General features: G+C 66.3%; 15 protein-coding genes. 5 read left to right on the forward strand and 10 right to left on the reverse strand.

Going from position 1 to position 15,372, the window contains the following annotated elements:
* Positions 1–93: 93 nt before the first annotated feature.
* Entirely contained in the window at positions 94–1,044 is a 951-nt protein-coding gene (gene ligD / locus IEY60_RS00160; RefSeq protein WP_189024704.1) for a non-homologous end-joining DNA ligase, read from the reverse strand.
* Between the two features lie 162 nt (positions 1,045–1,206).
* Between ligD and IEY60_RS00165 the strand changes: the two genes are divergently transcribed.
* The gene (locus IEY60_RS00165) at positions 1,207–1,398 is read left to right on the forward strand and encodes a YegP family protein (RefSeq protein ID WP_189022499.1); all 192 of its coding nucleotides are present in this window, start codon (positions 1,207–1,209) and stop codon (positions 1,396–1,398) included.
* A 331-nt stretch (positions 1,399–1,729) separates the two neighbouring features.
* On the opposite strand, the gene IEY60_RS00170 is transcribed toward IEY60_RS00165, so the two are convergent.
* Positions 1,730–2,815 carry a hypothetical protein gene (locus IEY60_RS00170; protein ID WP_189022501.1) on the reverse strand — a complete coding sequence of 362 codons (1,086 nt, stop codon included), beginning with the start codon at positions 2,813–2,815 and terminating at the stop codon, positions 1,730–1,732.
* Between the two features lie 32 nt (positions 2,816–2,847).
* Entirely contained in the window at positions 2,848–3,735 is an 888-nt protein-coding gene (locus tag IEY60_RS00175; RefSeq protein WP_189022503.1) for a hypothetical protein, read from the reverse strand.
* A gap of 220 nt (positions 3,736–3,955) precedes the next feature.
* On the opposite strand from IEY60_RS00175, the gene IEY60_RS00180 reads away from it, so the two are divergent.
* A complete protein-coding gene (locus IEY60_RS00180; RefSeq protein ID WP_189022505.1) occupies positions 3,956–4,339 on the forward strand; it encodes a hypothetical protein in 384 nt (127 codons plus the stop codon).
* A gap of 142 nt (positions 4,340–4,481) precedes the next feature.
* Positions 4,482–4,700 (forward strand): hypothetical protein, encoded by a 219-nt coding sequence (locus IEY60_RS00185; protein WP_189022507.1) that lies wholly within the window; start codon positions 4,482–4,484, stop codon positions 4,698–4,700.
* A 22-nt stretch (positions 4,701–4,722) separates the two neighbouring features.
* Here IEY60_RS00185 and IEY60_RS00190 read toward each other — a convergent pair whose 3' ends face one another.
* Positions 4,723–5,925, reverse strand: coding sequence for a hypothetical protein (locus tag IEY60_RS00190; protein WP_189022509.1), 1,203 nt, complete (start codon positions 5,923–5,925; stop codon positions 4,723–4,725).
* A gap of 436 nt (positions 5,926–6,361) precedes the next feature.
* Between IEY60_RS00190 and IEY60_RS00195 the strand changes: the two genes are divergently transcribed.
* Entirely contained in the window at positions 6,362–7,429 is a 1,068-nt protein-coding gene (locus tag IEY60_RS00195) for a M35 family metalloendopeptidase (protein WP_189022511.1), read from the forward strand.
* Here IEY60_RS00195 and IEY60_RS00200 read toward each other — a convergent pair whose 3' ends face one another.
* The 6 genes from IEY60_RS00200 to IEY60_RS00225 form a co-directional block, all read right to left on the reverse strand.
* The gene (locus IEY60_RS00200) at positions 7,430–8,320 is read right to left on the reverse strand and encodes a recombinase family protein (protein ID WP_229739449.1); all 891 of its coding nucleotides are present in this window, start codon (positions 8,318–8,320) and stop codon (positions 7,430–7,432) included.
* Between the two features lie 366 nt (positions 8,321–8,686).
* On the reverse strand, positions 8,687–9,520 hold the full coding sequence (locus IEY60_RS00205) for a hypothetical protein (protein WP_229739450.1): 834 nt from the start codon (positions 9,518–9,520) through the stop codon (positions 8,687–8,689).
* A 494-nt stretch (positions 9,521–10,014) separates the two neighbouring features.
* A complete protein-coding gene (locus tag IEY60_RS00210) occupies positions 10,015–11,397 on the reverse strand; it encodes a TniQ family protein (RefSeq protein WP_189022515.1) in 1,383 nt (460 codons plus the stop codon).
* Positions 11,394–12,305: a TniB family NTP-binding protein gene (locus tag IEY60_RS00215; protein WP_189022517.1), complete on the reverse strand. Its 912-nt coding sequence runs from the start codon at positions 12,303–12,305 to the stop codon at positions 11,394–11,396. The genes IEY60_RS00210 and IEY60_RS00215 overlap by 4 nt, the downstream gene beginning before the upstream one ends.
* Complete coding sequence (locus IEY60_RS00220) at positions 12,299–13,963, reverse strand: TnsB C-terminal domain-containing protein (RefSeq protein ID WP_189022519.1); 1,665 nt, start codon at positions 13,961–13,963, stop codon at positions 12,299–12,301. The genes IEY60_RS00215 and IEY60_RS00220 overlap by 7 nt, the downstream gene beginning before the upstream one ends.
* Positions 13,964–14,196: 233 nt before the next feature.
* A complete protein-coding gene (locus IEY60_RS00225; RefSeq protein ID WP_189022521.1) occupies positions 14,197–14,622 on the reverse strand; it encodes a hypothetical protein in 426 nt (141 codons plus the stop codon).
* 180 nt (positions 14,623–14,802) lie between these two features.
* Between IEY60_RS00225 and IEY60_RS00230 the strand changes: the two genes are divergently transcribed.
* Positions 14,803–15,342, forward strand: coding sequence for a hypothetical protein (locus IEY60_RS00230; RefSeq protein WP_189022523.1), 540 nt, complete (start codon positions 14,803–14,805; stop codon positions 15,340–15,342).
* Positions 15,343–15,372: the final 30 nt, after the last annotated feature.

Genomic DNA, 15,372 nt, shown 5'->3' on the forward strand with positions numbered 1-15,372 from the left:
AGCAGCGGATCAGCGATCTGCTCGTCTGCCACGGCATCATGCGCACCACGCGGCGTCACGATAGCCCCGATTGATCAGTTGGATTGCCCTGGATCAGGAAGGTAGTCCGACCTCGTCGGGCGTCTTGTCGGTGCGGATCCCGCGGAAGCTGGGGTGCCGCAGCAGCCCGTCGCCACTCACCTCGCGGTACTCGATGTCTGCGACGAACACCGGCTCGACCCACCACGCAGCCCGCGTCACCGCCGGCGGCGGCGGGTCGTCGAGTGGGCTGGTTTCGCGGCGGACTTCCTCGAGGGCGGCGCGGATGCTGCGCCGGGCCTCGGTGGTGAACCCTGTCCCGACCCCGCCGATGCAGTGCAGGTGGCCCTCGGGGGTGTGCCCGGCCAGGACCAGCCCGCCGAAGGTGGCGGCGTTGGGGCCGGTGCCGGGGACCGCGCCGACGATGATCGCCTCGGTCGTGGCCCGCAGGACTGTCTTGATCCAGGCCGAGGACCGTTTGCCGGGCTCGTAGATCGAGTCGCCGCGCTTGCAGACGATGCCCTCGAGCCCGGAGTCGGCGGCCAAGTGCAGCAGTTGGCCGGCGTCGACCTCGGCCAGTGACCAGGTCGGCGGAACCCGCACCCGCGCACCGTCATCGAGGCCCAGCTCGGTCAGCGCCACGCGCCGCGACCAGTACGGGTCGGCGACGAGCATCTCGTCGTCGAGGCCGAGTAGGTCGAAAATGATGTAGTCGACGCGGATCTCGGCGATCAGCGTGGGCGAGGGGCGTCCGACGTGCATGCGCCGCTGCAGCCGGGAGAACGAGGGGGCGCCGCGGGCGTCGGGGGCGACGAGCTCGCCGTCGAGCAGGATCGACCGGCCCTCGGTGACCTCGGCCAGGGCGGCGACGACCTCGGGGTAGGAGCCGGTGATCTCGCGTAGATTGCGGCTCCACAAGCTGACACCGTCGGACCCGCACCGGGTGATCGCGCGGACGCCGTCCCATTTCATTTCCGCGGTCCATCCACCTGGCGGCCGTGGTGGCCGTCCGGGTTTGGCCAGCATCGGTGCCGGCACCGTGAGACCCACAAGATCAGCCTAAGCCCGCTGCGGCGTTGTCCCGGTCGGGCGCGGGATCCTCGGCGCGGCAATGTCGGTCAGCCCGGGTGCGGGCTTATTCTGCGCTGGTAGGCGCGTTTCCTCTTCGAACGAGAGCGAGGCCCGGTCATGGCAGGCAAGTTCGAGATCTTCGCCGATGCGGCGGGTAAGTTCCGGTGGCGGCTCAAGGCCGGCAACAGCGAGATCATCGCCCAGTCCCAGGCCTATGAGTCCAAGGACGCGGCGAAGAAGGGCATCTCCTCGGTGCAGACCAACGCCGCCGGCGCCACCCTGGTCGACCTCACCACCGCGGCGACGTAGCCCTCGCGCAGGGCCGCTCTCTGCCGACCTCGGCGGGGTGGGATCCGTCCTCGATAGCGTGGTCGCCGAATACCGCGTGACCTGGTATTCGGGCGAACGCCAGGTCACCGAATCCGCAGAAACCCGGATCCCAGCCGACATCTCACCGGTGCCGGGTATGCGGCCGGATCGTGCCCGGCTCACGCCGGTGCCTGGAAAAGTCGGTGGGTCGGTGCAGCTTTCGACTGGTCAACCCACCGACCTCGAAACCACCGAGCACAGATGATGCTGGGCGACCTCGGCTTGTGCCGACATCGCCCAGCATCGGTTTGTTTTCAGGCAGGTGGAGTTGTTAAGGCTTGGTCGGTCCTTGGAAAGGCGGATCGATCACCGCGAGGTTGCCCTGGGACTGTTCGGTGGTCGAGTTGTGCCGACGGGTGTGTTCGACGGCGCGTCCTTCGAATTTGAGCAGCGGGGCGACATCGGTGGGGTCGTCGACGTAGATGATGGCATTGGGTTCCTCCTGCTTGTCGTCGGGCAGATAGACCGCGAAGGCCTCGGCGACCGAGCGCAGCTCTTCCAGGACCGCGTCCGAGGCCGACATCTGCTGGTCGCGGTCGGCGTAGTCACCGATCGCGTCCATGGCGGCTTCGAGGAAACCGCCGGACTCGCACGCGGTTTCGGTGAGCAGCACCCCGTTCATGCGGGTATCGGTGGGACGCACCCGCCCGCAGGTGTCATCGACGATGACGATCGGGCGCGCGGAGTGGCGGCCACCAACGGCCATGAGCCGCAATAGCACCCACAGTTGGGTGCGGTCGAGGTTGCCCGCGGCCGGCGAGAGGTAGCTGCTGGAGATGCTCACGTCGAACTCCGCAGGGTCGAACACCTCGTCGATCAGCTTGTTCCAGTTACGATCCGGACGTTCAGTGAGCGCCGGTGCACACCGCGAGGTGCTCGACAAGCTGTTCCAGGCGCTGCGCCAGGCCGCAGCCGTGCGCTGCCAATGCGACGGCGTGTTCACCGAGGTCGCCGAGACGAACGCCCAGATCCGGTGGGCGTTGTTGATGCGTTGCTGGGAGTCGATGAAGGTCAGGTGGCAGGTGCTGGCCAAGGTGTCGGTCGAGCGGTAGGACCGCCACGCCACGACAGTGTTGTCCTGTTCGGCCGGCAGTTGACGGCGCAGCTCGGCCAGCAACTTGGCGAACTGGTCAGCTCGGGTGGCGGGATCGGTGCAGTAGGTCGGCTCGATGTCTCGACCCGAACAACGTTGGGCCGCGCGCGGCGCGGGCGGGGCCGCGATGTCGTGCCCGGCGATCAGTCCCAGGATGTGCTCGACATCGGCATCGGTGGCGTGGCGTTGCACCGACCGCGCCCCCGGGCTTCCCAGTGACGATTCGGCGATCAGCCGCTGGATGTCGCAGAACTCATCAGGCATCTGACCCCCTTGGGTGTCGTGTTGTTCGTTCATTAGGAGTTCCTCACCGAAGCAAGTCGATTGACCCAGGCGAACTTGCGTTGCAGACGTTCCCACCGGTGCGCCACAGCCTTGGGGCTCAACTCCCCGTCCAGAAATTCGGAGATATCGACGGCGGTGTGGCCCAACAGCTTCGACCAGACGATGAAGCGTTCGACCTCGGTGAGCTCGTCCATGTGCTCGCGGATCACCTCGCGCTCGAGCACCGCGATCTCCGGGTCCGGGTAGATCCCCACCGGATTGGACCTGTCGAAGGCCAGCGAACCCGCATCCGGCCAGTCGTAGCGGTCCGAGGCCGCCAGCACGATCGCCTTCTCCCGGCGGCGGTGCTTGCGGAATTCGTTGGCAAAGCCGTAGGTACACGACCCGACGAAGTAGGACTTCAGGCTCAGCCGCCCCGGGCCCGGCATCCAGCCGACACCGGCTTGCAGTTCCTGCTGGACCTTGACCGCCGCTTCGGCCACGGCCGGATGCACGATCTCACGCCGGTGCAGCTCATCGACCGCCAGCCGCCGCCGTTCGGCCTCCGACGCCGCGGGTTTCAGCGCGATCCCCTTGTCCCACAAGACCGAGAAGATCCGGCCGCTGCGTGACCAGGTGTCCAGCACCACCGAGCCGTGCTTGACCAGCGTGATCACCGACTCGGTCCAGACCGGGCCGCAGAATCCGGCGGCGGCAAGCCGGTCATAGAGGCGCATATCCCCGGCCACGCGGTCGAGGTCGTCGGCCACCTCGTCGGCGGCGAAGTCGTAGTCGGTGTCGGTGGACAGGTCCCAGACCACCTGCTCGGCCGTCGAGAGCACCAGATCCTGCTCAGCCGTTGTCAGCTCGTTCCTACGCTCGGGTGTCCCGGATCCGGAGCCATCGTCCCGCCACGCCATGTGTACCTCCGCCTGTAGACCTGCGACCGAGCGTGTACCCGATCGCCCAACTGCGACGCGCGAGTGCGGGCGTCAGCAACGTTGTAGGCATCGAGGTCCACCGAAATCCCCACCGGTTCGGGAAAGCGCGATTTCTCATTGAAAACGCTCTGTAGCGGGGACTTCCGACCTCCATCGTGCCTACCACCTTGTGCGAACGACATCGATGGAGGAGCACGAGATGACCACCGAAGAGCAGCCCGAGACAACCAGCGGCATCCCCGCGCCTGTCGCGGCGAAACGGCCCGCGATCGAGATCACCATCCGCTTCGACACCGACCAGCTCGCCGAGCTGGCTGGCCTCGTGCAGGGTAGCCCGGCCGAAAGCAGCCCCGTGCCGGTGATGCCGAGCACCGCCCTCACCGGCACGGAGGCCAATCTGCCTGCAGTGACACCGGACCCGATGCCACCACCGAAGGAGGAACGAGACCTGCCCCCGCTGGTCGCGCTGGGGATCGCGATGTCGCTGGCGATCGCAGCCGGTGTACTGGTCGACTGGCAGGCCGCGGTCACCGTGCTGGTGATCGTGCTCGAACTGTTCGTGGTATTCCGCGACGGCAAATAGCGTCGTGCATGATGAGGCCGCCTCCCTTGACCAGGGTGGCGGCCTCTCCGGTAACGAACGCGCCCACTGGACACCGGAACAGCATCAGGACTGGACTGACGCCGAGGACGAGCTGTAGCAGGGATACCGACCCGCCCAGCCTGTGTGCGAGTTGATCGCCGCGGTGCCACCGTTCGGCATCGACCGGCCAGGCTGGGTCTGTACAGAGTCGAACTTCGAGCTGCCCGACTGCACCACCGTCGACCGCGAGCTACACGGCGCGCAGGTGCGACTGGTCGACCGTGAGGCCCGCGGTCTGGACGACGACGAGGACCGCGCCTACATCTACGAGCTGCGCCGAGCGCGCGGGCGCCTCAACTGATTGGCCGGCACCTCTACGTCTATCAACCGCTGATAGCCGGATCGGAGGCTTGGGAGGTCAGGAGCTTGTCGATCAGCGCGACTGTGGAGAGGAACCACCAGAAGATCCAGTCGAGGTAGGCAGAGTCGTAGTCGGCGTGCTGGTCAGCCCTGCGGTGGCGGATCGCGAACTTGTTGGCGATCAGGAACAGAGCGCCCTCATCGGTACTGAACAGTTCTTGCTTAAGTAAGTCGCGTCGCTCCTCGAGCAGACTCGCCAATGCCACACAGGCACTGCGCTTGTCTTCCACTCCGGCACTGCGACTTCGGAACAGCGCGATCGCGTGGGCAGTAACGGCTCGGCGGTCCGGGTCGGTTGTGGCCAGCGCAGCTTCGACCAGATCTGCGCGGGCTTCGTCGACCTCATGGACTAAGCGACCAAGATCTTCCCCGTCCGTCGCCAAGCGCAGACCGATGCCGTTACGTGCCAAGAGCCGGTTGACCGACCAACCGTAGAGAGCCTGCGCCGGTCGCGGAGTGAACGCTGAGTAGTGCCAGCCACAGCCATTGAAGGAGTGGAAGTGGCGCCGCCGAGGTCGCGAGACCAGGTCGTGGAAGATCTCGACAAGGTCGAAGAATGTCTCCTCATCCCAGGCCTCAGGACGGGGAGACCACAAGTTCTTCTTCCCGATGCGCTCCTCGATCAAAGCATCGAGAATCGCATCCGGAAACGCCCCTGGGTAGTTGTCGTCCACACAGGGGTCCGGTGCCACCATCCCCAGATATCCGCGCTGCTGAAGGTCCTCGACCGCAGAGCGCCAGTCACGCTGGGCTGAGTCGAGATCTCGCTCTACTGCCGGCGTCGGGTTGGCTGCTGCCGTCTTTCGTTGCGAGTAGTAGGGCCGCGGTGTGTGCTGCTCGGTGAGTTTCGGGGCCGCAGCGATGAGATCTTCGAGGAACTCCCGCTTCAAATCTGTCTGGCGCGAACGACTCTGCGTGCCGAGGTCCTCCCACGGATCAGACGAAGGCGCTGACCCCCAAATCGTGCCCTCAGTGATGCCTTCGAAGTCGTTGCGAGGTGTGTCGGCCGCGAAAGCTTCGCTCAGCAAGAGGCTCACCTCGCTGTTCCAGTCCGACTTTCCGTGGGCGGCGTGAGCAGCGGCCAGGATCGCCTTCGCCTCGAGGACGAAAAGATCGCGCGGCCAACGCAGCAGGTAATCAGGGCCTCGGCTGACGGTGTCGAACACAGCGTTGACAGTAGCGAGCTTCACCGACAGTCGCGGGCGGTACCTCGCCCTGGCGTTGAGATCCTGTTCGGTCCCTCGGCCCGGGCGAACATGCCTACCCCTGCATCCGACGCGGATCTCGACACGATTTCCGACGCCCAGAATCGCCCGTTCGATAGCGTCGTGTCGATGTTCGAAGTCACGTTCAGCGATGTGCGGAGTGGACTTCAGCAGGCCCGACATCTCGGATCCGGCCGGTGGCTCCGTTCGGTCGGGAGGGTGGAAAACGCACTGAAATGCCGAGTTCTGTGCGGTCTGATTTGTTCTATCCGCTCGATTCGTCGAAAAGGAGCGATGAGTCGAACAACAGGTACCGCATTACTCTTGCCGCCCTTCCACCGCCCCCACACCCTCATACATATCGCGCGTGTGAACGCGGACCCATCCAGGAGGGAACATGATCGACAATCAACCGTTCGAATGCTCGCTGCAGGGCCGCACCAGTTACAGGCTTGGCGAACCCATCGTGCTCACGTTCGCCATTCGCAACGCCGCAAACCACACCTATGCCTTGCTCACCTGGAACACACCACTGGCTGGCGACCCTCTCAACTTCCTCGTCCTCACCCGTGACGGCATCACCGTCCGATATGACGGGCGCCACGTCCAACGCGGCAACCCCGCTGACTCCGACTACCTCGCCCTCGCGCCCGGGCAATCGCGTACCGCCGACATCGATATCGCGCGTCTGTACCGCATCGAAGAACCCGGCCACTACCGCGCCACCCTCGCCACCGTCCTGTCCGACGCACGAGCGGTGGACCCGGGCACCGAACGCCCCGCCAGATCTCTAGCCGAACACGCCCAGCATCCACTCCCAGCTGCCAGCGTCGAATTCACGGTCACCCCCGGTGACGCGCCCGCCCTCACCTTCGGGCAGCAAGCCCGCACCGCCGAACAGCAACGCGCTGCCGAACCCGGTGTGCGGATCTTCGGCCCCGACTTCGTCGGCGGCACCGGCGTCGAGCGCGGCGATGTCCTCACCGCCCACAACGCCATGATCGCCCGTGCCGCAGCCGCCGTGCAGCAACTCACCACCACCAGCGTCGCCGTCAACCAGCGCTATGCCCAATGGTTTGGCACCGACGGCAATCTGTTCGGTGTCCTCGGGCCCACCCGCTATCAGGTGATCACCTCGCACTTCACCACCTACAGCACCCTGCCCAGCGCCATGTTCCCCATCACTCCCACCTACGACCTCACCCGCCAAGGTTGCGCCCCCTCCTACGTCGCCTACACCTACGACGACTCCGGCACCGTGTGGCTGTGCAACCAGTTCTTCGGCCGCCCCCTATCGGGGTTCGACAGCAAAATCGGCACACTCATCCATGAATGGAGCCACTCCCGCCACTACACCGAGGACTACGCCAACGGCCAAACCGCCTGCAAGAACCTCGCCGCCAACGACCCCGCTAGAGCAGTCTTCAACGGCGACAACCACGGGTTCTTCGCCGAATCCCTGTAACTACGTGCGACCGACCGTCCAGGTGGCAGGCACGTGTCCTTTGGCACGATCGTGCTCGCGCAGCAGCCGCATCACGGTGGCCGGGGAGGGATGCTGGCCTTTCTTCTTGCCGGAAGTGATGACCAGCCGCGCGGCGATGTCGCGCAGGCTGAGGTCGCTGGCGCGCAGGTGCAACGCCATCGCCAGCATGGTCTCGTCGACGACGGTGACACCGCCGATGGATTTTCCGCGGCCACGGGCGGATTCGTGGCCTTCGAGGGTGCGGTCGCGGATGTATTCGCGTTCCATGCCGGACAGGGCGGCCAGGACAGTGAAGACCAGTCCGGACGGGTCGTGGGAGCCTTGGAGTTCGCCGGTGAGGAATTCCAGGCCGATGCCGGCAGCCTTGAGCTGTTCGGCCAGGGCGGCCAGTTCGATGCCGCGACCGAGGCGTTTGTGTTCGTGCACGACCAGGGTGACCGCGGCACCGGAGGCGCGGATCTCCCGGGCCAGGGCGACCGCGCGGTCGAGCTCGGGGCGGACCAGGGCGCGGGTGGAGATCTTCTCGGAGAAGATCCGCCCGATCCCGGCCGCGCGCAGGGAATCGAGTTGAGTGTCCAGGGACTGGCGCACGGTAGAGGCGCGGGCGTAGCCGAGACGCACGTGCGCGCCCGTCTCGTCGGAGGCGGCGGCCGGGCGGGGTAGTTCGGTCCACACCGTGCCCGGGCACCGCAGTGCCGGCGTGGCCACGGTGAGCGACTTCGCGAGCGAGGGTACGAGGCGGAAGCGGGCGGTGTGGTAGCCGATGGCGACTTTGCCTTTGCCGGTGCGGCACGGGGATCCGGCCGGTGCGGCGCAGCTCGACATCGGGCAGTCGTGGGCCTCCACGCGGAGGAAGTCGTCGTCGCTCACCCCCACAGTGTTTCATAGGTGCGTTTCAAATGCAGGGATCTATGCAACATCCTATGAAACACCGATAGCCCTGGATGTCGTTCGTCGTACCGGATGTTTCATGAGTGATCACCTATGAAACACCCTGGCAGCGCCGCGCAGGAGTGTTTGGTAGGCGGTCCTGGGCGCAAAGGATCATTGCATCACCGCGTGGATGATCATGTCGGCGTGGAGGTCCGACGCCACCCCCTCGCCCGCACGCCACCGCCGGACCAGCGCATACACCTGCCGTTGAGTGACCCGAACTGGTCGGCGGCCTGGTCGGCCGCCGCGATGCTCACCCGGTCCGATTCCGTCCGCAACGAGATTGGGAGCCACCCTCGCAGATCATTCCACCTTGAAGGTGGCTCGGTATCTTGCGCCTTCGCCTTTGAAGTCCAACACCGCCTGAAGACTGTTCGTAGGCAGAACCAGTCGCTGTGGTCTTCCGAGCTGGTCGTCGTCACCAAGAACGGGGATGTTCGTAAGAATACCGCTAGTACCGTGAAGCGCTTCGATTACTGCGCTGGCAAGGACTTCGATCCGATCGTTTATCGACTGCCCGACTGTACGGGCGAGCGCGGCGGTCCATACCACGTCGAGTCCGGTCCTGTAAGCGCTTTCGATCTCCTCAGTTACGTCTCGTTCCCCGTCTTCCTCGATCAGCGAGACAATATACAACGAGTCGGGTTCGTAAGCAGCGATCGCGATATCGCGATTACGTACGTCCCCGTTGGTGAAATTGTTCCAATAGGCCCCTGGGCCTCGAACTGTGAACTGCGTTTCGGAATTGACGCCACCGTCAGCGGGAACGCTCCCGCGAAAGGTCAGCATGTAGACATCTTCAGATCCCCACTCGTCGCCAGAATTAGGAAGCGCCATCCGATCCACGATCACGCTGGCTTGGCGAAGGCTGTAGTTGCTGCTCCCGGCGCGTTCGTGCACACCGCCCGCCGGGCAACTCGGATCCGGCCTGCCTCCGAAGAACAAACCCTGGCACTTGTTGCACCAACGCCAGTCGCTCTGCCATCCGTTGGTGGCGGGCAGATCGAAGGCAAGGCTGTAGTTGCTGCTCCCGGCGCGTTCGTGCGCGCCGCCCGCCGGGCACCTCGAACCCGGCCTGCCTCCGAAGAACAAACCTTGGCATTTGCGGCACCAACGCCAGTCGTGCTGCTGTGGCATAACAATCATCTCCCGCGTGTGCGTAGCATTCAAAGTTGCCTTGATGACCAAAATTCAGAACTCAATCGTGACCGTTCGCTCCGAAAGCTGTTTGTGTAGGTATCTGCAATTCTTGACTCACCGGCGCATGGGAAACACCACCCCTAGGGCTGACTCGCCCGCACCCTGCGGTTAGCCCTATTCACCCATCGGAACCGACCGATATCACGGCGACCCCAACCCCACAGCCTTTGGCAACGAGGCACGAAGGAGAACACCAATCGCCTACTGCGCCAATACCTGCCGAAGAACGCCGACGGGCGCAGCAGTACGACCAGCAGGCGCTCACGAGGCGGTCGCCGAGCTTCGTGCTGCAGCAGCCGAATACCGTCCGGAGGCCGAACACCGCGGTCTTCTCCCCGCCGCCGAGTAGTCGCCCCAAGCCCATCTCTGTGGAGAGCACGATGGGGGCCCGTCCTGGGCGAGGCGGCGAACTGATCCTCGATGCGCACCGTTCACCGATCCAGGCGGGCGCGCAGTCGCGCGAGGTCGTCGGGAACGAACAGGTCCGCGGCCGGTCCGCTGATTCTGTGTGAGGGGGACTCGGCCGAGAACTCGGTGAGTACGCGGGTGATCTCACCGGGGTCGTGGCCGTGCAGGATCAGCAGCGTCTCGGTTTCGGCGCGGGTCCGCACGAAGTCCGGTGGCATGCCGGTGTCTCGGATCAGGATGTCGCGCTCGCGGTCGAGGTTGGCCGGGCTCGGGTCGGTTGCGGTGAGGAAGACCAGCACCCGGCGGGCGGTGTCGGGGTCGGTGCGCACCCCGCGGGCGAGTTCGTCGAACAGCTCGCTGTAGTCGGCGCGGCGATACAGCGCTCGGGTGTCGAGGATCCGGGAGCGGGCCGCAGGGCTGTCGGGGGTGCGGCAAGGGTCCTCGCCGGGATAGACCGGTTCGGCGTGCGGCGGGGCCAGCACCGCGGCGAGGCTTCCTCGCGGTCGAAGTCGCCGCTGCGCGACCAGGTCCACCGCGACGGCGGCCGCGGTGAGCAGGCCCTCCTGGCGAGTCCAGGGCAGAAGTTCGTAGGGCTGCCAGATGCGGATCCCGGCGCGCGGTGTCAGCTCGGCAACCTGCCACACCTGGGTGAGGATGCGGGCCGATGCCCTGCTCAGGCCGGTGGTGGACAGGCTCAGTTCGTCGAGCAGGGTGCGCAGCAGCCGAAACCACACCGCCACGTGCACGCGGCGGCCCGGCAGCCTGACCGAGCCGGTGGTCAGCCCCTGGTGGGTGTAGTTCTCCAGTGTGGCAACCGGTTCGGCGATCGGGGCACCGACGATATCGGCTCCGGCCAGCTCGGCGGTGAGCAGTTCCTCGCGCCGCAGTAGCCGACGCCGGTGGATGGTGCAGCCGATGGCCAACGGCAACGTCCACACCCAACTACGGTGCGGGTCGGGGTCGGCGGTGCATAGCGGGCACGACCGATCCATCCAGGTCTCTGGAATCCACGGACCACGCCAGGCGCGCCGCCGCGTCGCCTCGAACCGGGTCGCCTCACCGGGGGCGAGCAGGACCGAGTCCTGGCGCACGTAGCTGTAGAAGGTGTCCTCGCCGTCGCGTTCGGGCATCGGGAAGCTGTCGAACAGCCACGGCACCCACCCGGGCAGCGTCATCGCCTTCAACCGCGCGAGAGGCACCGCCGTCGCTGTCGCCAACGCGCGCAGCAGCTCCGCGGGCGCATCCTCGTCGAGACGGTCCGGGATCTCGGTGAGTACACCGAGATTCGGGCCCACCAGCTCGGGCACGGGCATCCGGTACAACTCGGCGATGCGCGCCAGCCACGACGACAGCGACTCCAGCTCTCCCGGCGGCGGGTGCAGCGGCCAGCGCGTCGGTGCGCTCATGTGAGTTCGCGTTCGAAGCTTCGCCGGCGTTCGGTCGGTCCCGCGTATTCGGCCAGCAGCAGGGTGCGCTGGTTGATCGCCTCCTCGCCGGTCTCGATCGCGGCGACGGCGGCATCGGCGAGCAGCGCCGACAGTTCCCCGATCGTGCCCTCGCACCGGGTCAGCAGGTAGCGCGCCATCTCCTGGTCGGCGATCGGCGAGGGGCGACGCAGAGGCAGCGCCGCGGCGAAGCTTGCCAGCAGCGCGTACGCTTCCTCGCCCGGTTCCCAGCGCGGCAGGGCCAGCGGCGCGAACCGGTTCTCGAGCTGGTCGTCGGAGCGGATGGCCAGGTAGGCGTCGCGGATGCCGACCCCGACCAGCGGGATGCGCAGGCTGTTGCCCAGAAACCGCAGCAGGTTGAGGAATTCGCGCTGGGTGTTGCTGCGCCCGCCCAGCACGTTGTGCAGCTCGTCGATCACCAGCATCCGCACCCCGCACGCCCGGCACAGCCGCACCACCAGCTCTTCGACATCGGCCAGACGCCGCGCGCGGGCCCGCACCGGCGCTCCCATCGCCGTCAGCAGCCCGACATAGAAGCGCAGCACGCTGGGCTCGGACGGCATCTGCACCGCCAGCACCGGGATCTCCTCGTGGTCGTTGTGGGAGATCGGCGGGTGGTCACGGCGAAATTTCTCGATGATCATCGACTTGCCGTTATTGGTCGGCCCGATCAGCAACAGGTTCGGCATCCGCTGCTTGGACGGCATCGTCAGCAGGTCTTCGAGCTGGGCCAGGGCCTCGGTGGCGCGGGTGTAGCCGATCCAGCGATCCGCGCGCACGTGGCGCACCCGCTCAGTGGCCGGAAGCATCGCGATCCGGTGCGCCGAGGGATGCAGGTGCGACAGGTCGACCGGCTCGCCGATCACCATTGCTCGATCACCTCGAACGGCCGCACCGGCGCCGGTGCGGCGGCCGCCGGTGGGGTCGGTGGCGGTTCGGGTCGGGCAGGTCGCTGCGCCCGGACCGTAGTGTGGCGGGCGGTGGTTCGCCGGGCCTTGCGGCTGGTCGCGGCGGCGGTCTCGGTGATGGCGCGCATCTGCTCGACCATCGAGAACAGGGCATTCTCGTCGATCTCGGCACGGCCCTGCTCGCGCAGCCGGGCTACCGCGGCGCTGTGTTCCCACACACTGATCGCCGGTCGCGACCACGTGCGGTACGGCACCTCCAGGTATTCGCCGGTTTCGGGGTGCAGCGCCCAGATCCGAGAGATGTCGCGGGGATCGCGGCGCAGCACGAACCGGTCCAGCCGCTCACGGCGGGCGATCAACGGCCGCAGCACATCGGCGTAGTACTGCACGTGGTCGACAGTGAACCCGGTGCGCGACAGGCTGCGCCGGATCACCGGCAGGAAGTCGACGAGGAACGCGGTCTCGTTGATGACCGTCGCCGGTGCGCCCTGGACCGCGGACCGCTCCGCCCACACCCCGGCAGGAGTCCGCCCACCCAGGCCCTCGTGCGGTCGACCGTGGTAGCAGGCCACCGCCAACGCCATCCACCGCTGCAACTCGCCCAGGGTGAGAACAGCTTTCGCGTCGCTGTCATAGCTGCCACGGTCTCCGGTGTTGGAGAAGGTGGTGCCGGGCAGCTCGTGCACCATCGTCATCATGGTGCCGATCAGCCGCTCGATCACCCCGCCGAAGTGCGGCCGCCCCGGCGGTCGGTAGTCCACACCGATGCCGTGCTGCTCGCAGCCACGCCGCAGGGCCTCGCTCTTGAACTCCGCGGCGTTGTCCACATACAGCTGCACCGGTTTGCCGCCCATCGGCCACTCCGCGTCGACCCTCAAGCGTTCCAGCCAGGGGCGTTTGTCGATCGCCATGTGCGCCAAGCACAGTCCGACCGAGGTCGCCGACGGTGCTTCCAACGTGATCACCAGTCCCGGCACGCACCGGGTGGCCTCGTCGATCGCCGCGGTCAAATACGGGCGCCCGATCGGCAGCCGGTGAAAATCATCGACCACGATCACATCCGCTGGGGTGTGGTCGATCTGGACCCGCTCCAACAGCCCGTCCACCGCCGGGGTGGATCCGCCGGCCGCCCGCCGCGCGCGGGCCGCGTCGGTGCCCTGGCGGGCAGTGGTGGCCTTGACCGGGTCCAATCGGCGGATCCGGCGCGTGACCGCCGAGCGCGACGGCGGCTTGAATCCGGCGATCCGACACTCCCGGGTGATCTCGCGGCAGATCACGGTCACCGACCGTTTCTGCCTGGTCAGGTACCGGGTTCGCAGGACCTTGCGGATGATCTGTTCGACCTCGTCGGGAAGGCGGGCACCACCGCGGCCGCCGGATGAGCGGCGCGGCAACAAGTCCGAAGCCACCCCGTCGCCCGCACGCCAGCGTCGAACCAGCGCATACACCTGCCGTTGAGTGACCCCGAGCTGGTCAGCGGCCTGGTCGGCGGCCGCGACGCTCACCCGGTCCGATTCCGCGAGAGGACCGATGACCTTCGCGCGGGCCACCGCGGTCTGCCACCGCGTTTCGTCGGCGGTCAGAACACCACGCTCGGGCAACGCTGACTGTCCGACCATCCCGCAACCCCCGTGCTGAAGACGAGTACGAGCTGAAAGCACGGTACTGCCGAGGAGCTCGGGACACACCGATGATCGCTAGTCCCGTTCAGCCGCAGCGGAATTCGCAGGTCAGCGCTGAACAGGACTTCGACTATTGACACCGCCGACGACGCCCGCCCGCGGTCGGGGTGTTCGGTAAACGTTCGTTTTCCGAACACCCCAGGGGCGGCATCCGCAGCGCACAGATGCGTTCAACGACGAAGGGACCCGAGCGGTAGCCATCCGGCAATGGACAGCAGCATCGCAGCGAGCGCACCGGTCTGCAGAAGCACCTGGGCAAGTGGATCACCGGCATCGGTGCTGATCCACCGGATCGTCCCGCCGAGCACCAGGACGATGACAATGACTGTTGCAGCCTTTCGCCGTATCGGCCAGCGCTTTTGCTGTGGCCTCGGCGCGGGCGCGAGAGCAATCGCGATCAAAAGCAACACACCTGTTGCGAGGGTGATCAGGCCGACCATCCGCCATGCCACATGGTCGCTCCAGTCCCCGCTGACCATCATTCTGACGATGGTGGCCAGGTACAGACCGGCCAAGACGATCGCGGCGACCTTCCACAGCTTGGCCCGTTTGCTCTCGGAGCTATCGGGCGTTGCCGAAGCGTACTGCTCTGTCACCAGGACACGGTCCCATGATGGCGGCGCCAGCGCTGGTCGAGCTCCAAGGCTTAGGTCGCCGGTAAACCGTCGTTTTCTGAACGTCCGCCTCGCGCCTTCTCCTTCAGCGCGCGCACCGACCAGAGGTCGGGAGCTCGGCGGCCACGCAAGGATCGGCTGCTACTGACCTACCATGAGCTCGTGGACCCGGCGTGGATTGCAGTGTTCGGCACCTTGTCAGGTGTGGTTGTGAGTACCGTCGGAGGCATCACCACGAGCTCATTGACCAGCCGTAATCAGCGTCTCGCGTCCCAACGACAGCTGGAATCCGCTGCTGACGACAAGATCCGGCAAGAGGTTCGCGAGTCGTTCGTCGACTATCTCTCGGCCTACACCGCGCTGCGTGATCGAATCCTCGTATTCCGGAACGAGTGCAGCGAAGCCTCCACGCCCGCCACGCTGATCGAAGCCTTCGCCCCATCGGAGTCGACCGACTTCAATCGCGCATTCCACACGCTGCAGATCACCGCCAGTGCCAGCGTTTCAGCAGCCGCGGACGCCGCGCAGGCACAGTTGTGGGATCTGGCGAAAGCGGCCGAAGAGCACGATAGCGAAGCCTTCGAACGGGAGCTGGCCGCCGGGTCGCCGCTGCGCCGCGCGCTGCACGCCGCGATGCGCACCGAACTCGGTGTTCGCGGCGATACAGCCCTGCCCTCCACGCAACCAAGATCACGGCGTTAAAGTCCGCCGATACGAACATCTTCGGATCTC

The sequence above is a fragment of the Nocardia rhizosphaerihabitans genome (assembly GCF_014646295.1).
GTDB classification, from domain to species: Bacteria; Actinomycetota; Actinomycetes; order Mycobacteriales; family Mycobacteriaceae; genus Nocardia; species Nocardia rhizosphaerihabitans.